General features: G+C 32.5%; 21 protein-coding genes and 4 tRNA genes. All 25 read left to right on the top strand.

Features of this window, described 5'->3' with window-relative positions; all coding sequences use genetic code 11:
* Complete coding sequence (locus CLORY_RS12390) at window positions 1-1,032, top strand: peptidyl-prolyl cis-trans isomerase (protein WP_169911613.1); 1,032 nt, start codon at window positions 1-3, stop codon at window positions 1,030-1,032.
* Between the two features lie 263 nt (window positions 1,033-1,295).
* Window positions 1,296-1,850 carry a stage V sporulation protein T gene (gene spoVT / locus CLORY_RS12385; RefSeq protein ID WP_079424869.1) on the top strand — a complete coding sequence of 185 codons (555 nt, stop codon included), beginning with the start codon at window positions 1,296-1,298 and terminating at the stop codon, window positions 1,848-1,850.
* A 188-nt stretch (window positions 1,851-2,038) separates the two neighbouring features.
* Window positions 2,039-3,556, top strand: coding sequence for a putative polysaccharide biosynthesis protein (locus tag CLORY_RS12380; protein WP_079424866.1), 1,518 nt, complete (start codon window positions 2,039-2,041; stop codon window positions 3,554-3,556).
* Between the two features lie 20 nt (window positions 3,557-3,576).
* Window positions 3,577-5,046: a bifunctional methyltransferase/pyrophosphohydrolase YabN gene (gene yabN, locus CLORY_RS12375; RefSeq protein WP_079424864.1), complete on the top strand. Its 1,470-nt coding sequence runs from the start codon at window positions 3,577-3,579 to the stop codon at window positions 5,044-5,046.
* 227 nt (window positions 5,047-5,273) lie between these two features.
* Entirely contained in the window at window positions 5,274-5,549 is a 276-nt protein-coding gene (locus CLORY_RS12370) for an HU family DNA-binding protein (RefSeq protein ID WP_079424862.1), read from the top strand.
* A 143-nt stretch (window positions 5,550-5,692) separates the two neighbouring features.
* A complete protein-coding gene (locus CLORY_RS12365; protein WP_079424860.1) occupies window positions 5,693-5,956 on the top strand; it encodes an RNA-binding S4 domain-containing protein in 264 nt (87 codons plus the stop codon).
* 67 nt (window positions 5,957-6,023) lie between these two features.
* On the top strand, window positions 6,024-6,317 hold the full coding sequence (gene yabP, locus CLORY_RS12360; protein WP_079424858.1) for a sporulation protein YabP: 294 nt from the start codon (window positions 6,024-6,026) through the stop codon (window positions 6,315-6,317).
* 6 nt (window positions 6,318-6,323) lie between these two features.
* On the top strand, window positions 6,324-6,716 hold the full coding sequence (gene yabQ, locus CLORY_RS24230; protein ID WP_079424856.1) for a spore cortex biosynthesis protein YabQ: 393 nt from the start codon (window positions 6,324-6,326) through the stop codon (window positions 6,714-6,716).
* A 92-nt stretch (window positions 6,717-6,808) separates the two neighbouring features.
* Entirely contained in the window at window positions 6,809-7,096 is a 288-nt protein-coding gene (locus CLORY_RS12350; protein ID WP_169911611.1) for an FtsB family cell division protein, read from the top strand.
* Between the two features lie 50 nt (window positions 7,097-7,146).
* Entirely contained in the window at window positions 7,147-7,551 is a 405-nt protein-coding gene (locus CLORY_RS12345; RefSeq protein WP_079424852.1) for a S1 domain-containing RNA-binding protein, read from the top strand.
* 260 nt (window positions 7,552-7,811) lie between these two features.
* Window positions 7,812-7,900 (top strand) — tRNA-Leu (locus CLORY_RS12340).
* 10 nt (window positions 7,901-7,910) lie between these two features.
* Window positions 7,911-7,986: transfer RNA gene (locus CLORY_RS12335), tRNA-Met, on the top strand.
* A gap of 12 nt (window positions 7,987-7,998) precedes the next feature.
* Window positions 7,999-8,072, top strand: a tRNA-Met gene (locus CLORY_RS12330).
* 549 nt (window positions 8,073-8,621) lie between these two features.
* A complete protein-coding gene (spoIIE, locus tag CLORY_RS12325; protein WP_079424850.1) occupies window positions 8,622-11,006 on the top strand; it encodes a stage II sporulation protein E in 2,385 nt (794 codons plus the stop codon).
* Between the two features lie 278 nt (window positions 11,007-11,284).
* The gene (gene tilS / locus CLORY_RS12320) at window positions 11,285-12,694 is read left to right on the top strand and encodes a tRNA lysidine(34) synthetase TilS (protein WP_207652206.1); all 1,410 of its coding nucleotides are present in this window, start codon (window positions 11,285-11,287) and stop codon (window positions 12,692-12,694) included.
* A gap of 6 nt (window positions 12,695-12,700) precedes the next feature.
* Window positions 12,701-13,240: a hypoxanthine phosphoribosyltransferase gene (hpt, locus tag CLORY_RS12315; RefSeq protein ID WP_079424847.1), complete on the top strand. Its 540-nt coding sequence runs from the start codon at window positions 12,701-12,703 to the stop codon at window positions 13,238-13,240.
* A 95-nt stretch (window positions 13,241-13,335) separates the two neighbouring features.
* Window positions 13,336-15,144, top strand: coding sequence for an ATP-dependent zinc metalloprotease FtsH (gene ftsH, locus CLORY_RS12310; RefSeq protein ID WP_079424845.1), 1,809 nt, complete (start codon window positions 13,336-13,338; stop codon window positions 15,142-15,144).
* A 209-nt stretch (window positions 15,145-15,353) separates the two neighbouring features.
* Window positions 15,354-17,024: a formate--tetrahydrofolate ligase gene (locus tag CLORY_RS12305; RefSeq protein WP_079424844.1), complete on the top strand. Its 1,671-nt coding sequence runs from the start codon at window positions 15,354-15,356 to the stop codon at window positions 17,022-17,024.
* A gap of 282 nt (window positions 17,025-17,306) precedes the next feature.
* Complete coding sequence (locus tag CLORY_RS12300) at window positions 17,307-18,098, top strand: type III pantothenate kinase (protein WP_079424843.1); 792 nt, start codon at window positions 17,307-17,309, stop codon at window positions 18,096-18,098.
* The gene (dusB, locus tag CLORY_RS12295; protein ID WP_079424841.1) at window positions 18,095-19,063 is read left to right on the top strand and encodes a tRNA dihydrouridine synthase DusB; all 969 of its coding nucleotides are present in this window, start codon (window positions 18,095-18,097) and stop codon (window positions 19,061-19,063) included. The genes CLORY_RS12300 and dusB overlap by 4 nt, the downstream gene beginning before the upstream one ends.
* Before the next feature lie 330 nt (window positions 19,064-19,393).
* Window positions 19,394-19,876, top strand: a complete 483-nt coding sequence (greA, locus tag CLORY_RS12290; protein WP_079424839.1) for a transcription elongation factor GreA — start codon at window positions 19,394-19,396, stop codon at window positions 19,874-19,876.
* Between the two features lie 80 nt (window positions 19,877-19,956).
* On the top strand, window positions 19,957-21,468 hold the full coding sequence (gene lysS, locus CLORY_RS12285; protein WP_079424837.1) for a lysine--tRNA ligase: 1,512 nt from the start codon (window positions 19,957-19,959) through the stop codon (window positions 21,466-21,468).
* A gap of 82 nt (window positions 21,469-21,550) precedes the next feature.
* Window positions 21,551-21,625 (top strand) — tRNA-Asn (locus CLORY_RS12280).
* A gap of 320 nt (window positions 21,626-21,945) precedes the next feature.
* On the top strand, window positions 21,946-23,337 hold the full coding sequence (locus tag CLORY_RS12275) for a glycine--tRNA ligase (protein ID WP_079424835.1): 1,392 nt from the start codon (window positions 21,946-21,948) through the stop codon (window positions 23,335-23,337).
* 180 nt (window positions 23,338-23,517) lie between these two features.
* Window positions 23,518-24,897 (top strand): UDP-N-acetylmuramoyl-L-alanine--D-glutamate ligase, encoded by a 1,380-nt coding sequence (gene murD, locus CLORY_RS12270; protein WP_079424833.1) that lies wholly within the window; start codon window positions 23,518-23,520, stop codon window positions 24,895-24,897.
* The last annotated feature ends 37 nt before the right edge of the window (window positions 24,898-24,934 follow it).

Below are 24,934 nucleotides of genomic sequence, written 5' to 3'. Positions count from 1 at the left end.
TTGAATAGATTGAAAAAGATAATGGCAATGAGTGTAGCGGTCATATTTACTCTAAGCCTTTCCGGATGTATAGTAAAAACTAAGGAAGCTAAGGAGAACACTGTACTTGCAAAGGTAGGAGATAACAAAATATTAGTGTCTGATGTTAATAAGGCATTAAAATCCAATATAGCTACATTAAAACAGCAATATGGTAATGATTATTTAGAAAATGAAGATGCCAAATCTCAACTTCAGCAGTATTATGAATCAGCTGTAGACCAATTAGTTGAACAAAAACTTTTGTATTTAGAAGCTAAGAAGAAAAAATTGGTTCCGGACTTAAATAATATAGATGCTGAAGTACAGAAAGAAATGGATATGACTAAGGAAGAAAACTTTAATAATAATGATAAACAGTTTGAAACTGGACTAAAAAACTACGGTTATACACTAAAATCATATAAAGCTCTGTTAAAGAAGGAAATGAAAAAAAGTGTTGAAAGTTTTGCTGCTAACCGAGTTGTTTATGAACTAGATAAAAATATAACAGTAACTGATGATGAAATAAAACAATATTATACAACTAATGTTTCTAAATACACAAATAAGCCAGGTGCTACATTGTATCATATTTTGGTAAAGACTAAGAAACAAGCTCAGGAAATAAAAGATAGGATTGATAAGGGAGAAAAATTTGCAGATCTTGCAAAGAAGTATGGTACGGACGGCACAAAGGATAAAGGCGGAGAGCTTGGCTATTATGCCTATGATACTACAGAGCTGGATTCTGATTTTATGGCTGCAGCTAAGAAATTAAAAGAAGGAGAAGTCTCAGGTCCTGTACATACCCAATTTGGGTGGCACATAATCAAAGCAACTGGTGTAAATAAGAAGTCAAAAGTTAAAAAACTTAGTGATGTTAAGGAAGAAGTAAAGAGTACAGTCTTAAGTAATAAAAAGACAGAAGCAAAGAACAACGAGATTACTAAGTTAAAAAAGCAATACAAAGTGAAGACTTACAAAAATAGAATTAGTAAGAATATGATATAGGTGTTGGATTCCAGCATAGTATATATAGATTAGCGGACAGAGCAAAAGAATATAAGAATATAGATATATAAATAAATATGGATATTGGCAATAACTACAATAACTACAATAACTACCTTAAAGGCTTTTATTATTGAAATAAAAGCCTTTATTTTATGCATAAAATTATATGCTTAGAAGGATAATATTAGTACAAATATATTAATTATAGAACTACAGGGTTTTTATATGGATAAGAGCCTATAGTATAAGGAGGAAGAGTTATGAAAGCTACAGGAATAGTAAGAAGAATAGATGATCTTGGAAGAGTAGTTATACCAAAAGAAATAAGGAGAACATTAAGAATAAGAGAAGGAGATCCTCTCGAGATTTTTACAGATAGAGAAGGCGGCATAATACTAAAAAAATATTCCCCGATAAATGAATTAAGTGATTTTTCAAGAGAATATGCAGACGCGCTTCAACAGTCAATTGGGCATATAGTTTTAGTAGCTGATAAGGATGCTATTATATCTGCTAGTGGAGCACCTAAAAAAGAGTATGCAGAAAAAAGAATTAGTGATGAACTTGAAAAGGTAATGGAAGAGAGGAAAAACTTCCTTGCTGATGAGAATGACGGAAAAATGATTCCGTTATATGATGATGAGGATGTAAAGGATAAATACTCATCTCAGGTTATTGCGCCTATTATATCTGAAGGCGATGCAATCGGAGCAGTAATCATTCTTTCCAAACAAAATGGGGAAAAGTTTGGAGAAGTAGAGTTAAAGCTTTCCGAGATTGCAGCATCCTTCTTAGGTAAACAAATGGAACAATAATTAAGTGGCTCATTTGTTTCGTTTAAATTATTGACAAACATATATTACATTATTCAATAAAACAGAAATATTTTATATAAATAGATACTATAACCTCCATAACACAAATATTAATAGATATATGAGTAATAAGTTTAAATCCAACGATTTTGTATACTTATTTCCAGTTTGTATTATGGAGGTGTTTTATGGTAAAGCAGTCATTAATAAAAGGTACTGTTATACTTGGAATAACTGGTGTTTTTGTAAGATTTCTTGGACTATTTTTTAGATGGCCCATTATAATGCTTATAGGAGATGAAGGTATAGGATATTATCAAATGACTTATCCCTTATATATGTTCTTTATAGGTGTAGCATCAGGAATGCCAGTTGCTATTTCAAAGATGATTTCTGAAAATAACGCTATAAATGATAGAGCGGAAATGTTCGAAATTATTAATAAAGCTATGTTGGTTATGATTATTTTGGGAGGTGGATTTTCATTAGCTTTTATTTTATTTCCTGCTCAAATAATAAAGGTGTTTAATTGGGATACGAAAACAGTTTATTCTTTGATAGGGATAGGTGCAGCACCTGTATTTATAGGAATCATGAGTGTATATAGAGGCTTTTTTCAAGGGATGCAGAACATGATTCCAACTTCTATATCTCAGCTTATAGAACAGCTTGGAAGAGTTATATTCGGAGTAGGTCTTGCATTCTTATTATTACCTAAAGGTATAGAATTCTCTGCCGGAGGAGCAGCATTTGGAGCAGCAGCTGGAGGAATTTTAGGAAGTTTTTATCTATACATAAAATTTAGGAAAATTAAAAAAAGTATAACTTTTGTAAAAAGGAAGAAGGATCATAAAGTACTTACTCAGTTATTAAACATAGCTATACCGATTTCTTTGGGTACATCTGTAGGTACGATAATGAACTTAATAGATTCAATACTTTTACCACAAAAACTTCTACAAGCCGGGTACAGCTATAAAGAAGCCACCATATTATATGGACAACTAACAGGAAAAGCCATGGTATTAATTAATGTACCTCTGACTCTTTCAATAGCGCTTTCATCATCATTGATACCTATTATAGCAGAGGCTGTGGCATTAAAAAAAAGGATGGAATTGATAAATAAAGTTGAGACATCCATAAAATTATCTATGGTCATAGCTTTACCCTCTACATGCGGTTTATTTTTTCTTGCATATCCTATTTTGGCTCTTATATTTCCAGGGCATTCAGGAGGGGATATGCTATTAAGGTATTCTTCACTAATAATACCGTTCATAATATTAACTCAAATTTCTACAGCATTGCTTCAAGGGACAGGACACTACAATATACCTATAAAGAATTTATTAATAGGGTGTATTTTTAAAATAGTTATAACGATATTAATTGTGCCAATAAAAAACGTTAATATTTATGGTGCTGTAATAGGAACATTGGTTGCATATTTCATTACGTCGCTACTTAATATGATAGCTTTACATAGAAGGTTAGGCATTACTGTTAATTATTATGATATAGTTATAAAACCTGCTTACGCATCCGTAATAATGACCATAGGTGTTGTCTTTATGTATCAGTATGTATATAATTATACAATAAGCAATGCTGCAGCCTGTATTACATCTGTATTATCAGGTGGATTATTGTATGTATTAATGATGTTATTATTTGGAGTGTTTAAATATCAGCATCAAAAGTAACGTTAAGGAGGAAATGATGGATGATTAGGATAGTAGGGTTAGGTCCAGGAAATTATGAAGCTCTCACGATAGGAACTATAGAAGCACTGAAAAATTGTCCATATACGATTCTTAGGACAGAAAAGCATCCTACGGTAGAGTATTTGAAGAAGGAAGGAATAGTATACAGTACGTATGATTATGCTTACGAGAAATTTGATAGCTTTGATGAGGTGTATGAGTTTATAGCAAATGATGTTATTAATAAATGGATAGAGCACGGAGACATTATTTATGCAGTTCCTGGGCATCCACTAGTAGCTGAAAAATCTGTATCATTGATAATAGATCATTGTAAAAATAATGGCATAAATTACGAGGTTATTCCGGCTGTTAGTTTTATCGATGTGATTATGGAGTCACTAGAGATAGATCCTATAGAAGGGTTCAAGATTATCGATGCATTTGATATTAAAAATCAGGTTATGGATAAAAGAACTGGAGTTGTTATATCGCAAGTATATGATAAGTTTATAGCATCTGAAGTTAAGCTTAACCTTCTTTCATATTATCGTGATGATACCGAAATATATTTTATCAGAGCAGCAGGAATAAAAGACATGGAAGTAGTAAAGAAAATTTCATTGTATGAATTAGATAGGCAAGAAGAAATAGATCATCTTACATCTATATATATTCCTAAGGATGAAAATAATGGTAAGGATTTTCAAGATCTTATAAATATAATGGATACTCTTATAGGGGAAAATGGATGCCCATGGGATAGGGAACAGACTCATGAATCTATAAAAAGGGCTCTAATAGAGGAGAGTTATGAAGCAGTGGAAGCTATAGATCAAAAAGACGACGATAAGATAGTTGAGGAATTAGGGGATGTACTCTTCCAAGTTGTTTTCCATGCCGCACTTGGAAAGGAAGAAGGCTATTATAACATCAATGATATTATAATAGCTATATGCGATAAGATGATTTTAAGGCATCCACATGTATTTGGTACTAAGAAAGTTGAAAATTCTGATGAGGTACTTGTTAATTGGGATGAAATAAAAAAAGAAGAAAATGGATATGAAACAATAACGGATGAGATGAAACATATTGCAAGGATTTTACCGGCATTAATTAGAGCAGAGAAAATTCAAAATAAGGCTAAAAAAGTTAATTTTGATTGGGACAAGGTAGAAGGTGCTCTAGATAAAGTAAAAGAAGAATATATTGAACTAAAAGAGGTATATAAAGGTAAAAATAGGGCAAGAATACTAGAAGAAATGGGCGATTTACTGTTTTCGATAGTAAATGTTGCTAGATTTATGAATTTAGATTCTGAGGAAGCATTGAATGCTGCTAGTGATAAGTTCATAAGGCGGTTTGACTACATGGAGAAAGCAGCTTTAAAGTCGGGTGTTGAACTTAAAGATATGACGCTAGAACAAATGAATTCATTGTGGGAGGAATCAAAAATAAAAAAATTAGACTTTAAAGAAGGAATTTAGCCTTTTACGGAGAATAATAGTATTAATTACAGAAAAAGCGAAACATTATTTATCGCATAACATCTTTTATATGGCATATTTGTTAAATAATTTGTTAAATCTATAGACTAGTAATATAAATAGATATATAATATGGAATGAGGTAAATTAAGTGTTTTAGCAAGATACCAATGAAGTTATACTTAGTATGACTTATATTACTCTAAATATTTAAGGAGGAAAATAAAGTGAATAAAGCGGATTTAATTTCAAGCATGGCTGAAAAGAGTAAATTAACAAAGAAAGATGCAGAAACTGCATTAAAGGCATTTGTTGATAGTGTTCAAGAGGCTCTTGCTGAAGGTCAAAAAGTTCAACTAGTTGGCTTTGGAACATTTGAAACTAGAGAAAGAGCAGCTAGGGAAGGCAGAAATCCTAGAACAAAAGAGAAAATATCAATTCCTGCAACAGTAGTTCCAGTATTTAAAGCTGGTAAGGAATTTAAGGACAAAGTTGCAAAATAACTTAAACCCGGAATTGTCCGGGTTTTTTCATTAATTGGGAACATCAACTTTGGATGTATCCCTCTTTCATTTTTAGGCATTATTAGCATTAATAAAATGGTATATATAACAATATGTTTTTATTGAGAATAAGGAGTGTTTTTATGAGGTTAGATAAATATCTTAAGGTTTCTAGAATAATTAAGAGAAGAACAGTAGCAAAGGAAGCCTGTGATAATGGCAGAGTGTTAATAAATGGTAAAGTTGCCAAGGCAGGAACTGATGTTAATCCTGAAGATATTATAGAAATAAGGTTTGCTGCTAAAATTTTAAAAGCTAAGATAGTATCCATAGATGATCATGTTAGAAAAGAAAGTGCTAGGGATATGTATGAAATATTAGTTGGAGAAGAAGATACTGATGAATAATATGTGAATATAGTAATAACTTTCACTCCCTATACATATATTATCAATAAGTGGGAGGGGATGAAAGTTGGAACTAAAAAAGGAGGTCAAATTAGAGGACAGAAAAAGTAATTTGACACTTGAAAATAGAAGTAAGTTATTCTTAACAGGAGTAATAGAGGTAATAAGTTTTAATGAAGAAAAAATTTTTTTCAATACCTGCAAAGGCTCACTAGTTATTAAAGGTTCCGGATTAAAAATGAATAAGCTGGATGTACAAAATGGAGAAGTGTTGATAATTGGTACAATTGATTCATGTGTATATACGGCTCAGCAAGTTAAAAAGGACAAAGAGACTATTATATCAAGGCTCTTTAGATAGAAGTATATGTTATTTACATTATATATGCAGATTAAATTAGTGAGCTATAGTTTTTTAGCAGGTATATTATTAGGCTTCATGTTTGATATATATAAAGTATTCAGAGGTTATGAGAATATATATAAGTTACTTATTGTTATCGAGGACATTTTATTTTGGATTCTCGCTGCTATAATAATATTTATTTTTTTATTATATACAAATCAAGCGGTTATAGGATTATATGTTTATCTTTGTATGGCGGTAGGGATATATATGTATTTTAGAACTATAAGCAGAAAATTCACTGCCTTGCAAAGCAAAATAAATTTTTATGTAGTTAAAATTTTAAGGATTTTAGCTAAATACATATCATATCCATTCAGAATTTTTCTGGACAAGATAAAAAAAATAAAATAATTAAATAAAATTTAACAAAATACCTTGAATAAATTTAGGAATCTAATTAAAATAGATAATAGGATTTATCTCAAAATATGAGGTGTAGTGCTATGAAAGGGAAAGAGTTAAATTTTAGAAAAATAATTGTATCATTGCTATTAATCTATTTTTCATTTATACTAGTTAAGCAGGAAATGTCGATGGTAAGACTTAATGCAGAGGCTCGTAGTGCTAGCATTGAATTCCAAAAAGTTAAGGCAACAGAGGAGCAGTCAAGAGCACAACTTGAAGAATCTAAAACTAACCCTAAAAGTTTTGCTGAAAGACAAGCGAGAGAGAAGTTGGGATATATAAAGCCTAATGAGACTCCAGTAATGCCTAAATATAATAATAAATAAGTCACCAATAAATTAAAATAATCATATTTTTAAGGAGGAGTCTTTTTAATATGACCTTAAAGGCAGGAAACATAATAGAGGGTACAGTGATAAATATCACCAACTTTGGTGCATTTGTTGATGTGGAAGGTAAAACAGGACTAGTGCACATTTCAGAGGTCGCAGATACATTCGTAAAGGACATAAGAGAACATTTAAAAGAAAAAGATAAGGTTAAGGTAAAAGTAATTTCTGTAGATGATAATGGAAAGATAAGTCTATCTATTAAACAAGCTATTCAACATCAGAAATCATCTAAACCAGTTGAAATAGATTGGTCAGCGGATAAGAATAAGCAAAACCCTTCTGATTTTGAAGATATAATGTCTAGATTTCTTAAAGACAGTGAAGAAAGGCAGCAGGATGTAAAAAAACATCAGGAAGCTAAAGGAAGAGGCTATAGCAGAAGAGGTTAATAATTTAGAATTTAAAGGACTAATTTAGTCCTTTTTATTATGTGTATATTCAGATTGTATGAGTCATACTATAATAGCTATTCTTTTCACTAATAAATTAGTGATTAACTGACTTTTTATATATTGTTTTTTAAATATACTTTGCTATCAGAAAAATAAATTAAAATATTATTATAAAAATAGTTGACAACACATATGATTCATATTATAATAACTTATGTCGTCAGCAAGCAGTAAGCGGTAAGCAGCTGACAGTAAGTGCTGGAGTGGCGGAACTGGCAGACGCACAGGACTTAAAATCCTGCGGGACTTACCTCCCGTACCGGTTCGATTCCGGTCTTCAGCACCAAATTATATATCGCGGGGTGGAGCAGTTGGTAGCTCGTCGGGCTCATAACCCGAAGGTCGTAGGTTCAAGTCCTGCCCCCGCAACCATTTAAATATTATGGCGGAATAGCTCAGCTGGCTAGAGCATTCGGTTCATACCCGAAGTGTCGTAGGTTCAAGTCCTATTTCCGCTACTACAGAGACTCACAGTTGTGAGTCTTTTTTTAGTTTCTAGGAATTTATGCTTTTACCAATTGTGGATAACTTTTGCATAATGTTAAGATATACTTTTGTTACAAGTGCTTAATGAACGGATCAGTTTTGGTAGTGCCACAACATTCCATTTTTATAGTCATATGACAAATTGTACTTAATAAAAAATATTACAATTAATTATCATCAAAAGAACTTAAAGAGTTACTAACGGTGACAAATTTATCGGTTCTTTGAAATATCCAGAAAATTTAGAAATAACAATATAGGATAGTATATAGAATTGCAATAACAATATGTAGTGATAACAGTATAAATCGAGAAGTTTTTTATGTCCGTTTTTATTAGTATTGATAAATATATGTCCTACGAAAAAATTTAAAATTCAGATTAATTGACATATAATTCCAATTGGCTTTGCTATAATAAAACTACACGTTTCAGGGATAAATATTCATAAGCAGATAATATAATGAACTTAATCCTTGATATATAGAACGAAATTAATTTATAAAGGTGTGGTGTATTAGATGCAATACGGAATGGAAGTTAATACATACAAGAGAAAAGGCACGGAGAATTATGCTCCTAAAAGTATAAAGAGTGATGTATATTTAAGTATTATTATATACTGCATATTTGGCTTTTTTATAAGCAGAGTTATGCTTACTAATCATAGGGCCCCTTTCGGTATAGCATTTATAATAGCTGTGTTAATGAATCGTGATAGGAAAACTCCTATGCTGATAGGGCTTGGAAGTTTTATTGGATATATTTCTATTTATAGTAATGTAGCGAATCTCACGGGTAATCTAATATTTGTTGTATTACTTGTATTCACTAATTATTTTATATATAAGATGTCTAAAAAAAGTAAGATTATAATATATATGGCTGCTATCATATGTGGTGACATATTAATAAGCTATTTATTAGAAAGTTGTACTTTACTTTCAAGTGTTTTATTTTCCTTGGGCGATAGTATATGTATACTTGTATTATATTATATTATGAATTATGCATTGTTATGCTATAAAGAGATAAAAACAAAATATGTATATAATAATGAGGAAATTATTAGTATGGTTATTTTAAGTGCGCTGGTTATAGCTGGTACATGGGGCATAGCACCTCTTGGAATCTCTTTAAGAAATATTTCAGGTCTGTGTTTTGTAGGAATATGTGCATACATAACTGGTACATCTATAGGATCAGCAGCAGGTGTTGCAGTAGGAATGATGATTGGAATAACCTCTGATAATGTAACGCTATATATAGCTATATATGGATTTTGCGGACTTACAATGGGTGTGTTTAGAGATACGGGAAAATGGATAAGTTCAGCTGCCTTCGCAGTAGCATTTTTCATTATAAAACTTTATGGAAATATTGGTGGTACGTTTAAAGGTGAAGAAGTTATTATTGCCATAGGAATACTTCTATGTATAGGAGATAAACAGTATTCCAAACTATCATTAATATTTGACTGGGAGACAAAGAATGATGAAATTAATAAAGACTATATTGAGAATGTTAAAAGCATATTTGTAGAGAGACTAAAAAATTTTTCTTACGTTCTCTATGGAATGTCTAATACAGTGAAGAATCTTGTAAATAACGACAGGCTTCTTATGAAGAGTAAAAGCGGTGCTATGATCGATAATTTAGCTGATAGCGTTTGTGCAAATTGCAGTATGAATTCTCTATGCTGGAAGAGAGAAATACATTACACATATTGTGCGTTTGGTGAACTGATAGAAAATTACCAAAACAATAATGGTAAGTTCCCAGATGAATTAGAAAGAAAATGTGTCAAAAAAAATATGCTGATTAAAAATGCCGAGGAGATAGTTGATAATTATGTATTAAATGAAATGTGGCATAATAGGCTTATCGAGGGGAGAAAAATAATATCGGGTCATATAAATAATATGGCAGATATTGTGGACGAATTAGTTCAGGACTTTAATACAAGTCTAAGTTTTAATAGAGAATCTGAGAAGAGAATTAAAAAATTGCTTGATGCTAAAGGCATAAGTTTTTCGGAAGTATTTTGCTACTCGAATAAAAGTGGTAAACTTAATATAAAAATCTCAGTTAAAGACGAAGAAAAAAATAAAGCATGTACTGATGAAATACTTCCAATTGTAAATGAAGCTGTAGGAATTAATATGAGTCCGTTAGATGATAAATTCAATAGCAAAACTTCTACCAAGTTATATACTATTGAATTTGAAGAAAAGCCTAAATATTCAATATCATCTTATGTAAGAAGAAAGTGCAAGGATGGAGAGAGCTATAATGGAGACAGCTACAGTTATGGAAAACTGAGAGATGGAAACTATATGGTCATGATAAGTGATGGTATGGGATCTGGCTCTGAGGCTGGAAAGGAGAGCAAGGCGGCCGTGGAATTAATTGAAAAATTCACTGAGGCGGGTTTTTCAAAAGATACAGCGGTTAATACAGTAAATTCTATTATGTCTATGAAGTTCTCCGAAGAGGAGAAATTCTCAACACTTGATATATGCAGTATAGATTTATACAATGGTGAAATGAACATAATGAAAGTAGGAGCCGTTTCTACATATATAAAAAGAAAAAATTTTGTTGAGACTATAAAATCAAGATCGCTGCCAATTGGTATTCTTGATAAAGTTGATGTAGATGTTGTTGATAAGAAACTCTCGTCAGGAGATATTGTAGTGATGCTTAGTGATGGCCTTTTAGAGTTAGTGGATAAAAACTTTAATATGGACGAGTGGATACGCATATATTTGGAAAACAGCAGAGAGCTAAACCCTAAAATAATTGCAGATGATATAATATCTAAAGCATTGTCGGTTAATAAAAATCGAGCTAAAGATGATATGACTATAATTGTTTCTAAGATATATGAAAGTGTTGGAGCTTAGAGTGATATTGTGAAATAAATGAGTACTTTATAATAAAAATAGTTTTAATGATATATAAATCCTCTAATATTAACTAGGAATGGCGAATTAGAAGTTAGGAATGAAGGTAAAAAATTCAGCTGTGCTGAATTTTTTCTTACGTTTGAGATCGATTCCTTTTCCTATTTTAATTCTAATTAGCAACGTATAGGTTAAAAAGTTTTTCTATGATATTGACAATTAAATGAGTAAAATGGTTATAATTAAAAAGACGAATAATAATATAGAGGTGTAGGTTATTGATAAATAAGGTTAAAAAATTTGTAGATAAACATGACATGATACAAAGCGGTGATAAGATAATAGTTGCCCTTTCGGGAGGACCAGATTCTATCTGTTTGATGCATATACTAAATGGTTTAAAAAAACAGTTTAACCTTACTTTATATGCTGCACATGTTAATCATTGTCTTAGGGGAAAAGAAGCTGATGAAGATGAGGAATATGTGAAGAATTTCTGTAGAAAAATCGGAGTAGATATTTTTACTAAGAGGGTAGATGTGAATGCTATAGCTAAAAGAGATAAGGTATCTAGTGAGACGGCCGGAAGAAATGCTAGGTATGAGTTTTTTTATGAGCTTAAAGATAAACTTCAAGCAGATAAAATTGCTATTGCACATAACAAAAATGACCAAGCTGAGACCATACTGATGAGATTGATGAGAGGAACGTCAATAGAGGGTCTTAAGGGAATAAGGCCTATAAGAGATGAAATTTTTATAAGACCTATACTATTTTTGAGCAGAGAAGAGATTGAGAGATACTGTGCTGAAAATGATTTGAAGCCTAGAATTGATAGAACTAATAGTGAAAATATATATAATAGGAATAGAGTGAGACTGGATTTGATACCTTATATAAAAGAAAACTTTAATCCAGACATAGTAGAGACACTTTATAGATTTTCCGACAGTATTACAAGAGATGAAAATTTTATTGAGATTATTGCAAAAGAAAAGTATAATAGTTTGTGCAGCAATAGAAATGGACATATAGTTATTGACAATAGATTAAAAGATGAGCATGAAGCTATCGCCACAAGGATAATAAGATTAGCGATACATAAAGTATATGGGTCGTTGAAGGATATAGACAGTGTTCATATATATGAAGTGTTATCTCTTTTAAGTTTGGGAACCGGTAGAAAAATAAACTTACCTAAAGGAATTGTTTGTGAAAATGTATATGGAGATCTTCACATAGGACTAGAAAACAATAGGGAGCTTAACTACAAGAGCGAGTACAATATATGTGAAAAAAACGATCTGGCAGGCGGAAAGAAAAAATCCGTTTTTATATCAGAAGCTAAAATCACAGTTAATTTAGAGGTCAAGCCCAATGACAAACAGATAGATTTTGATAATGAAGTATTAACTAAATATTTTGATTATGATAAAATAAGTTACAATGTGACTGTGAGGTATAGGAGAGAAGGCGATAGACTTTGTCCACTTGGTATGAAGGGAAGTAAAAAATTAAAAGATTTATTTATGGATTTAAAAATACCTAAGGAGTATAGAAATTCAATTCCACTTTTGTGTTTTGATGATGAGATTGCTTGGGTATTAGGATATAGGGTTAGTAATAAGTTTGCTGTTACCAAAGATACCAACAATATCCTTGAAGTAAAAATTGTGAAAGGGGAATAATACTAAATGATTGAAGACTTAAAAGAAATACTGCTTGATGAGAAAGAAATACGTGCAAAAGTTAAAAAAATAGGAGAGGAAATAAGCAGGGAATATAAGGGAAAAGATTTAGTGCTTATAGGAATTTTAAAAGGTTCTGTAATGTTTATGGCTGATTTAATGAAAGAGATTACAATACCATGTTCAATGGATTTTATGGCTGTTTCAAGTTATGGAAGTTCAACAAAATCATCCGGTGTAGTAAAAATAATAAAGGATTTGGATGTAGAGATAAGAGATAAGCATGTGCTTATTGTTGAGGATATTATAGATACTGGAATAACTTTAAAATATTTAATTGAGTATCTTAAAACTCGTAAACCTGCTTCACTTGAGATAGCTTGCCTTTTGAATAAGCCAGAGAGAAGAAAAGCAGAGATAGATGTTAAATATATTGGATTTCAAGTACCAGACTATTTTATAGTAGGATATGGACTTGATTATGATGAAATTTACAGAAATTTACCTTGTATAGGCATTCTGAAAGAAGAAATATATAATAACTAATTGTAAGTAAGATAAGTTATATGATAAAATTATTGTAATGAAAAATTTGTTATGATACAATCTTATGGTAACTAAAAGAGAGGGGGGCCAGATATATGAAGAAATTTTCAACCGCAACGGCCTGGGTATTGTTATTAATCATGACAGTAGTTGCAGCATTGGTATTAGTACATGGCACTAATGGTGCAAACACTATAACAGCTGACCAATTTGAAAAGTATTGGAATAATGATAAGGTAAAGCAGATACAAGTATCTTCAAACTTATTTAGTGTAGAAGGATCATTAACTGACGGAAGACAGTTCCAAGTAGATGTTCCATATGAGAGAGTACTGCAGATAATGCATAAACACCCTAATAATGGAAGTGTAGTAGAAAAATACGAGAAGGCTACTACTATACCTTTGTGGGTTCAAAGCATCCCTAATATATTACTGATAGTTATGCTTATTGCTTTCTGGTTTTTGTTTATGCAGCAGTCACAGGGTGGCGGCGGCAATAGAGGAGTTATGAACTTCGGAAAGAGCCGTGCTAAGATGGCAAATCCCGATAAAAAGAAAGTTACATTTAAAGATGTGGCAGGAGCCGATGAGGAGAAAGCTGAATTAGCTGAAATAGTAGATTTTCTAAAACAACCGAAGAAATATACCGATATGGGTGCGAGAATACCAAAGGGTCTTCTTTTAGTTGGACCTCCTGGAACAGGAAAAACACTTTTGGCTAAAGCTATTTCTGGCGAGGCTGGAGTTCCATTTTTTAGCATATCAGGTTCTGATTTTGTAGAAATGTTTGTAGGTGTTGGAGCTTCAAGAGTCAGAGATTTATTTGAGCAAGCTAAGAAACAAGCACCATGTATAGTTTTTATAGACGAAATTGATGCGGTAGGAAGACAAAGAGGAGCAGGATTAGGTGGTGGTCACGATGAAAGAGAACAGACACTTAATCAGTTGCTTGTAGAAATGGACGGCTTTGGTATAAATGAAGGCATTATAATCATTGCTGCGACTAACAGACCGGACATATTGGACCATGCATTGCTTAGACCTGGTAGATTTGATAGACAAATATTTGTTGGATCTCCAGATGTACGTGGAAGAGAAGAAATACTTAAGGTTCATTCTAAGAATAAACCTATTTCAAGTGACGTAAAACTAGATGTATTGGCAAAAACAACTCCTGGATTTACAGGTGCAGATCTTGAAAATCTCATGAATGAGGCTGCATTGCTGGCTGTAAGGAATAACAAGAAAGTTATTGAGATGGAAGAATTGGAAGAGGCTATGACAAGAGTAGTAGCTGGTCCTGAGAAAAAGAGCAGAGTGATGAGTGAACATGATAGAAAATTGACAGCATATCACGAAGCAGGTCATGCTGTTGTTATGAAACTACTTCCAGATCATGATCCAGTGCATCAAATAAGCATAATTCCAAGAGGTATGGCAGGAGGATTTACTATGCCATTACCTAATGAGGATAGATCATATACATCTAAATCTCATTTAGAAGCTGAGATGGTAAGCTTACTTGGGGGAAGAGTGGCAGAAAAATTAATAATTGGCGATATAAGTACTGGTGCTAAGAGTGATATTGATAAAGCTACAAGTATTGCAAGGAAAATGATAATGGAATATGGCATGAGCGATGTTATTGGACCTATATCTATGGGAGAAGATAGAGAAGAAGTGTTCTTGGGTAGAGACCTTGGCAGAAACAGGAATTTCAGTGAAGAGGTTGCTGCCACAATTGATAGAGAAATAAAGAGTCTCATAGATGACGCATATAATAAGGCAGAGAGTCTGCTTACAGAAAATATTAATAAACTTCATGCAGTAGCACAGGCTCTTCTTGAAAAAGAAAAGCTTGAGGGTAGTGAATTTGACGAGATATTCCAAGCTGCTGTGTAGTTAAAAACAAAAAAGTTTAAAGAAATGTATATTTCTTTAAACTTTTTTATTTTTCATGGAGTTTTAAATCGTATATATAAAAGAAAGGTTTTACATAATTATTTGTCAATTATATATTTTTTTTGATAAAATAAGATTATGATTTACAAAAATAATTGTTAAAATTGATTGGAGAATTTCATACTATATCTAAATAAGGAGATGTTTTGATGAAAACAGATATACAGATTGCTCAAGAAGCTGTTATGAATAAGATAAGTGATATAGCAGCTAAGCTAGATTTAACTGAAGATGATATTGAATTATATGGTAAATACAAATGTAAGATTTCATTAGAGACAATGGAGAAGCTTAAAGAAAAGAAGGATGGTAAGTTAATACTTGTTACTGCTATAAATCCAACCCCAGCTGGCGAAGGAAAATCAACAGTTACAGTGGGATTAGGTCAGGCACTTTGCAAACTTAATAAAAATGCAGTTATAGCATTAAGGGAGCCATCTCTTGGACCTGTCTTCGGAATTAAAGGTGGAGCAGCTGGAGGCGGATACGCACAAGTAGTTCCTATGGAAGATATTAATCTACATTTTACTGGTGATTTTCATGCAATAACTTCAGCAAATAACCTTTTATGTGCAGCCATAGATAATCATATACATCAAGGAAATTCATTAAATATTGATGCTAGAAGAATAGTATTTAAAAGAGTAATGGATATGAATGACAGAGCATTAAGACAAATTGTAGTTGGTCTTGGCGGTAAAATAAATGGCTTTCCAAGAGAAGATGGTTTTATGATTACCGTAGCTTCAGAGATTATGGCAATACTTTGTCTTGCAGAGAATCTTCAAGATCTTAGGGAGCGATTCGGTAACATAATCGTTGCGTATAATATGGACGGCGAACCTGTATTCTGCAGGGATTTAAATGTTCAGGGAGCTATGACGCTTCTTATGAAAGATGCTATTAAACCTAATATGGTTCAAACACTAGAGAATACTCCGGCATTAGTTCATGGTGGCCCATTTGCCAATATAGCTCACGGCTGCAATAGTATAATAGCTACTAAAATGGCACTGAAGCTTGGGGACTATGTAGTCACAGAAGCAGGTTTTGGCGCAGATCTAGGAGCGGAAAAATTTCTTGATATAAAGTGTAGATTCGGAAATTTAAAACCAGACTGTGTTGTCATTGTTGCTACTATAAGAGCACTTAAGCACCATGGAGGGGTTAAGAAGGATATGCTTAATACTCCAGATGTAAAAGCAGTAGCTAAAGGAATGGAAAATTTACATAAACAGATAGAGAATATAAACAAATTTGGTTTGCCGGCAGTAGTGGCTATAAATAAGTTTATTACAGATTCTGATGAAGAGATAAAGTATGTAAAAGAATATTGTGAATCTATAGGTGCCAAGGTTGCTCTTTCAGAAGTATGGGAAAAAGGAGGGCAAGGTGGTATTGAATTAGCAAACAAAGTCATCGAAACATTGGATAATTGTGAAAGCAATTTTAAACCTATATATGATGTGGATATGAGCATCAAGGATAAGATGAACAAAATTGCAAGAGAGATTTATGGAGCTGATGATGTTGTTTTTTCAAGCGGAGCAGAGAAGCAGATTGCTGAACTTGAAAAGTTTGGGTTAGATAAAAAACCATTATGTGTAGCTAAAACTCAGTATTCATTATCTGATAATCCTGCGCTTCTTGGAAGGCCAAGTGGTTTTACTATAGAAGTAAAAGAAGTAAGAATATCTAATGGGGCAGGTTTTATAGTTGTGCTTACGGGAAATATTATGACTATGCCAGGTCTTCCTAAGGTGCCTGCAGCTGAGAGAATGGATATTATGAAAGATGGTACTATAGTAGGACTATTCTAATTAGTAAATAAAATTGAGTTTGAATAATAACCTTGACAAACATAAATAAATTGCTAAAATTAAGTTGTCTTAGATATAATATATATTATATCGCTAAGAATATTTTAAAATAAAACATATTTGTCTGTGATACAGGTAGAGGCAATATAAAGAAGTTAATGTACAGTATGTTATTTAAATGTAAAGGTAGGTGATTTTCTACTTTTACATTTAATTTATATTGCAAGCAATATTGGAAATAGAAGGAATACTTATCGATTATATAAATTAGGATGGTGTTTTATGGTTTTAGTAATGGATGTAGGAAATACAAATATAGTACTTGGTATATATAACGGGGATAAACTTATTTGTGACTGGAGGTTATCAACAGACTCAAAAAGAAGTGCAGATGAATATGGAATTATGGTTGCAAGTCTATTTAATATTAATCATATTAATATAGAAGAAATAGAAGGAGTTATTGTATCATCTGTGGTACCTAATACAATGTACTCATTGGAGAGGATGATAAAAAAATATTTTCATACTAATCCTATTATAGTAGGTCCAGGTGTTAAAACAGGAATTAATATTAAATATGATAATCCCAAGGAGGTTGGCGCAGACAGGATAGTCAATGCTGTAGCAGTTCATGAGATATATAAAAGGGCATCGATAATAATAGATTTTGGTACAGCTACAACATTTTGTGCTATGACACAAAATGGAGATTACCTTGGAGGAACCATATGCCCTGGTATAAAAATAGCTTCTGAAGCTCTTTTTGAGAGAGCAGCAAAACTTCCTAGAATTGAATTAATAAAACCCGAAAAAATAATATGTAAGAATACAGTGAGCAGTATGCAGTCTGGAATAGTCTATGGTTATATTGGGCAGGTTGAATATATAGTAAAGCATATGAAAAAGGAAATGCAAGCAATAGGTGAAGATGAACCTTTTGTTGTTGCTACAGGTGGATTAGCAAAGCTAATTGCAGAAGAGTCCAATATGGTAGATAAAATTGACCCGTATTTAACTATTGAAGGACTTAAAATTATATACGAAAAAAATAAGGAGCAGACATGTGAATGAAGATAGGAAATGTGCAACTTGAGAACAATATTTTCCTTGCGCCTATGGCTGGAGTTACTGATATAGCATTTAGAGGACTATGCAAGGAAATGGGATGCGGTCTTGTTTACTCTGAAATGATAAGTGCTAAAGCACTTTTTTATGATAGTAAAAATACAAAACAAATGCTTAATGTATCCGCGGAAGAAAGTCCTATCGCTGTTCAGATATTTGGAAAAGAACCTGAAGTTATGGCAGAAGCATGTGATTATTTTAATGATGATGACAGGATATGTATAGTAGATATAAATATGGGGTGTCCTGCACCTAAAATAGTTAAGAATGGTGAAGGGTCAGCGCTCATGAATAATCCAAAGCTTGCATGTGATATTGTAAAGGCTGTAAAAAAAACTTCAAAAAAGCCGGTAACTGTCAAATTTAGAAAAGGATTCAATGAAGAAAATGTAAATGCAGTAGAATTTGCTAAAGTTTTAGAACAAGCGGGTGCAGATGCAGTTACAGTACATGGGAGAACAAGAGAGCAATATTACGATGGTAAAGCTGACTGGGATATAATACGAAAAGTAAAAGAGGCAGTTTCTATACCAGTTATAGGTAATGGCGACATATGTTCAGGTGAGGATGCTATAAGTATAGTAAAGCGAACTGAATGTGATGCAATAATGGTTGGAAGAGCCAGTATGGGCAATCCATGGGTGTTTAAACAAATGCTTCAGGGAATAATGGGAGAAGAAATAAAATATCCTACTTATGATGAAAGAATAGATTTGTGTATAAGACATTATGAGTTAGCCATTAAGTATAATGGTGAATATAAGGCTGTTAGGGAAATGAGAAAGCATGTAGCTTGGTATATTAAAGGTATGCCAAATTGTGCTGAGGTAAAGAACATGATAAATATGAAGAATGATAGCTCAGAGGTAATTGATGCTTTAGCTAATTATAAGATGCAGTTAAAGATATAGTTCTTTACTGAAAAAATTCACACGTATATTAATTATGACTTTTGATAATGAGGTATATATGATTTCATAGGTCTAAAAAACACTATAGGATTTAGGAATAATTTTATTGGAAATGTATAAAATGTATCAAGTAATTAAAACGGGTAGTCTCTCTATACTATACAAAGTTTAATGTTGACAATGATTATAAGCTGTTTTATAATTACTTAAATGCTGGGAAACAGAGTGATTGGGCACAAGTAATTAAGCTGCCCAATACTTTTATGTTTAAATATTTATTTGGAAGGTGTACTGCTGAATGAGGCAGTGAAGGAAAAAGGGGAGAAAACGATGAGTGATGTTAAAAAGTATGTTATGACTTATGAAGGTGTAAGAAAACTTGAAGATGAATTGGAAAATCTTAAAACTGTTAAAAGAAAGGAAATAACTGAAAAAATAAAAGTAGCTTTAGGTTATGGAGATTTGAGCGAAAACTCCGAATATGATGAAGCAAAAAATGAGCAGGCTTTTGTTGAAGGAAGAATACTTCAGCTTGAAAATATGCTTAAAAACGCTACAGTTGTTGATGATGCAGATATTCCTACTGATATAGTTAATGTTGGTTCAAAAGTAAAAGTCAAAGATTATGAATTTGATGAAGAAGTTGAATATACTATAGTGGGTTCAGCTGAGGCTGATGCTTTACATTTTAAGATTTCAAATGAATCACCTGTTGGAAATGCATTGATTGGTAAAACCATAGGTGACGTAGTAGAGGTACAAGTACCTGGTGGAACATGCAAATTTGAAATACTTTCTGTTACAAGAGAATAGAATTGTTTTACAAACTTGGTTCTCTATAATATACTTGAAGAGTGGGCAGAACGGAGAAAAATAAACTAGGAGGAATTTTGATGTCAAAGGATGATATGAATGTTAACATTGAAAAGGAAGAGCAGGCTTTTAATGAACTTATAAGGCAAAGAAGGCAGAAGTTAGCTGATCTTCAAGCTCAAGGGAAGGATCCTTTTGATGTTTATAAGGTAAACAGAACTCATACTTCTGAACAAATAAGACAGGATTATGAGAATTTAGAGGGAAAAGATGTAACTATAGCTGGAAGGCTTATGTCCAAAAGAGTTCATGGCAAAGCAGGTTTCTCTGATGTGATCGATAGAGATGGAAAAATGCAATTATATATAAAGATAGATGATGTTGGAGAAGAAAGACTTAAGGAATACAAAAGCTTTGATATAGGTGACTGGGTTTCCATAACTGGTATGGTATTTAAGACAAAGACAGAGGAAGTAACTATACATATAAAAGATTTTCAACTTATATCAAAATCTTTGAAACCATTGCCTGAGAAGTGGCATGGACTTAAGGATCCAGACTTACGATACAGACAAAGGGAAGTTGACCTTATAACTAATGCAGATGTTAAGAATACATTTATAAAGAGAACTAAAATAATCAAAGCTGTAAGAGAATTTTTGGATAATAGAGGATATCTTGAGGTTGAAACACCTATTCTATCACCGATAGCTGGAGGAGCATCTGCTAGACCGTTTACAACACATCATAATGCATTAGATATCGATATGTACCTTAGAATCGCTACAGAGCTTTATCTAAAGAGGTGTATTGTTGGAGGTCTTGAAAAGGTATATGACATGGGTAAAAACTTTAGGAATGAAGGTATAGATATACGACACAATCCTGAATTTACCATGATAGAGCTATATGAAGCATATGCAGATTATAACGATATGATGGAAATAACTGAAAACCTTGTGGCATATGCATGTGAGAAGGTTAATGGAACAACAAAGATACCGTATGGTGATGTGGAATTGGATTTAACACCTCCATGGAGAAGAATAACTATGGTGGATGCAGTTAAAGAGTATGCGGGAATAGATTTTAATACTATTGCTAGTGATGAAGAAGCACAGGCTATAGCAAAAGAAAAACATCTTGAATTTAAAAAGGAACTGAAGGACTGTACAAAAGGGGATATATTAAACGCTTTGTTCGAGGAATATGCAGAAGCTAATTTAATTCAACCTACATTTGTTTTGGATTATCCAGTAGAGATCTCACCTCTTACTAAAAAGAAGAGAGGTAATCCAGCATTTACTGAACGTTTTGAAGGATTTATATATGGAAGAGAGTTATGTAATGCATATTCAGAACTTAATGATCCAATAGTTCAAAGAGAGAGATTTAATCAGCAAGCTAAGGAAAGAGAACTAGGTGATGATGAAGCTTACGTAATAGATGAAGAGTTCATGGGAGCACTTGAAACGGGAATGCCTCCTACTGGTGGTCTTGGAATAGGTATAGATCGATTAATAATGCTGCTTACTAACTCAGTATCAATTAGAGATGTATTACTATTCCCTACAATGAAGCCACAGCAATAAATCTTATAAAAAAGTTAAAAAAATTTCAGAATAAGTATTGCAATTTTATACACAGCTGATATAATAATCATTGTAAACGCGTTCCGCGATAGCTCAATGGTGGAGCATTCGGCTGTTAACCGACAGGTTGGAGGTTCGAGCCCTCTTCGCGGAGCCATTTTTCTTTTCTGATAATTGAATAATTTGCAATGATAAAGTAAAGTAGTTTAGAGTATTCTTTCAAGAGAGATGGGGTAGGGTGAAAGCCGTTAAGAACTTTAAATGAAGAGGAGCTTTAGAGCATTATAAAGTATGAAGCAGGGCTTATGCCAAAAAGGGTGGAACCGCGGTCAATCCGTCCCTTATTGGTATAGGCTTTTTTTATTATCTTGGAAACCATTGATAAAGGTTTCTTTAACAGGAAGAGATTGTTTACTCTTTTACTTATGCATATTAAGATAAGTTTATTTAAAATATATAAATTTAGGAGGAATTAAAATGGCAGTTGAAAAAACTATGGATAAGATTGTATCTTTATGTAAAAATAGAGGAATTATTTTTCCTGGTTCCGATATATACGGAGGATTGGCTAATTCATGGGACTATGGTCCTATAGGGGTAGAATTTAAAAATAACGTAAAAAAAGCTTGGTGGAAAAAATTCGTACAGGAAAGTAAGTATAATGTGGGAGTAGACTGCGCTATACTCATGAATAGTGAAGTATGGGTTGCATCAGGACATGTAGGAGGCTTTTCTGATCCGCTAATGGATTGTAAAGATTGTAAAACAAGATATAGGGCTGATAAGCTTGTAGAAGATCATATGACAGAAAACGGAGCTGAAGTAGCATCAGCTGATGGATGGACTAATGAACAGTTAAAAAAATATATTGAGGATAATAACATAGTATGTCCTAAATGCGGAAAAAAGAACTTTACAGATATAAGAAAATTTAATCTTATGTTTAAAACTTATCAGGGTGTAACTGAGGATGCAAAATCTGAAATCTATTTAAGACCAGAAACTGCTCAGGGTATATTTGTTAATTTCAAGAATGTACAGAGAGCTTCAAGAAAAAAGGTACCTTTTGGTATAGCTCAAATAGGAAAATCTTTTAGAAATGAAATAACTCCTGGTAATTTTACATTTAGAACAAGAGAATTCGAACAAATGGAACTTGAGTTTTTCTGCAAACCAGGGACGGATTTAGAATGGTTTAAATATTGGAGGGATTACTGTTGGAACTTCCTATTAAACCTAGGAGTTAAAGCTGATAACCTTAGAGTAAGAGATCATAGCAAAGAGGAACTGTCATTCTATAGTAATGCAACTTCTGATATAGAGTATTTATTTCCTTTTGGCTGGGGAGAACTTTGGGGTGTAGCAGATAGAACAGATTATGATCTTAAGAAGCATGCTGAGCATTCAGGAACGGATATGTCTTATCTTGATCCCACAACAAATGAAAAATATGTACCGTATTGTATAGAGCCATCATTAGGGGCAGATAGAGTTGCGTTAGCATTTCTTGTAGATGCTTATGATGAAGAGGAGCTTGATAAAGGAGATGTAAGGTATGTGTTAAGACTTCATCCTGCATTGGCACCATTTAAAGCAGCTGTGTTACCATTGAGTAAGAAGCTTTCAGAGAAATCTGAACAAGTTTATGACATGCTTAGAAAACAGTTTAATGTGGATTATGATGAGGCTGGAAGCATAGGAAAGAGATATAGAAGACAGGATGAAATAGGAACTCCTTTCTGCATAACTGTTGATTTTGATACGGAGACAGATAATTCTGTTACAGTAAGAGAAAGGGACTCAATGACACAGATAAGGTTAAGCATAGATAAACTTGAAGAGTATATAGCAGAAAAGCTCGAATTTTAATAGGATAGGCTAACTTTATAGTTAGCCTTTTTCTTGATTATCTAAGTTCTATACATGTAGGTATTAGCTATTGTCTAGGTTTATAGTACTTTGAAAATATTTTAACATTTTTACCAATAGATGTTATAATAAATTACTAAAGGGATAAAATTATAGATAGTAATCTAGGAGGATATTTTAATGAAAGAGGATTTTGATATATTTAAGAAATTTATTAAAGGTAAGAACACCGCAGTTGTTGGCATTGGAGTAAGTAATATACCACTAATAAGGTTTTTACTTGATTTGGGTGCTGTAGTTACAGCTTTTGATAAAAAGACAAAAGAACAATTGGGAGATATAATAACAGAATTTGCTCAAAAAGGAGTGAATTTTAGTTTAGGCGAGGGATACATGGAAAACTTGAAGGGATTTGATGTTATATTTAAAACACCTTCAATGAGAATAGATAGTGAATACCTTTTAAAAGCAAAACAGGAAGGTACTTATATAACTTCTGAAATGGAGGAATTTGTGAAGTATTGTCCAGCTAAGATATACGGTGTAACTGGAAGTGATGGTAAGACAACAACTACCACTATAATATATAAGCTTTTAAAACAGGAAGGTTTTAACACATGGGTAGGTGGCAATATAGGTGCTCCGCTCTTTTCAAAAATAGAGGAAATAAAAGAGGATGATAGAGTAGTATTAGAGCTTTCAAGTTTTCAGCTTATGACAATGGATCACTCTCCGGAAGTAGCCCTTGTAACAAATTTGAGCCCAAATCATTTAGATATGCATAAAGGTATGGAAGAATATGTTGAAGCTAAAAAAAATATATTTAGATACCAAGACAAGAATGATGTTTTAGTTATAAATAAAGGAAATAGTATAACAAAGGAATTTGATAAGGAAGCTAATGGGCAGGTGAGATTCTTTACTAGCAAACAAGAATTGAATGAAGGAGCTTGTTACAAGGATGGAAAGCTTTTCATAGATGGTAAACTTATATGCAAAAAGGACGATATAAATATAAAAGGAATGCATAATGTAGAAAATTATTTAGGCGCGTTCTTAGCTGTAAAGGATGAGGTATCATTTGAAACAATGAGAAAGGTAGCAGAAACTTTTGCTGGAGTTTCTCATAGAAATGAATTTGTTAAGGAAGTTAATGGCGTAAAATATTATAATGATTCCATAGGTACAAGCCCAACAAGATGCTTAGCAACCATATCAGTATTCGATAAGCCTATTATTTTGATTGCAGGTGGATATGATAAACATATACCTTTTGAACCTTTGGCGGAGCAAGGTGTTGATAAGATTAAAACTCTTGTTCTAGTTGGTAATACAAAAGATAAGATAAAAGCTGTATTCCATAAGGTACTTAAGGAAAGAGATATAAAACTTCCTATTTACGTTGCTGAATCTTTTGAAGACGCAGTATATAAGGCAAAAGAAGTTGCTGAAAAGGGAGATTATGTTGTATTATCGCCAGCTTGTGCAAGTTTTGATATGTTTCCTAACTTTGAGCAAAGAGGCAATAAATTTAGAGAGATTGTAAACTCTTTCAAATGATAAGATCATTTAATAGCTTTAGACGTGATAGAATATA

Origin of the sequence: Clostridium oryzae (genome assembly GCF_002029235.1) — a bacterium.
GTDB classification, from domain to species: Bacteria; Bacillota; Clostridia; order Clostridiales; family Clostridiaceae; genus Clostridium_AE; species Clostridium_AE oryzae.
Note: the sequence above shows the minus strand (reverse complement) of the source record. Positions and strands in the feature narration are given on the sequence as shown.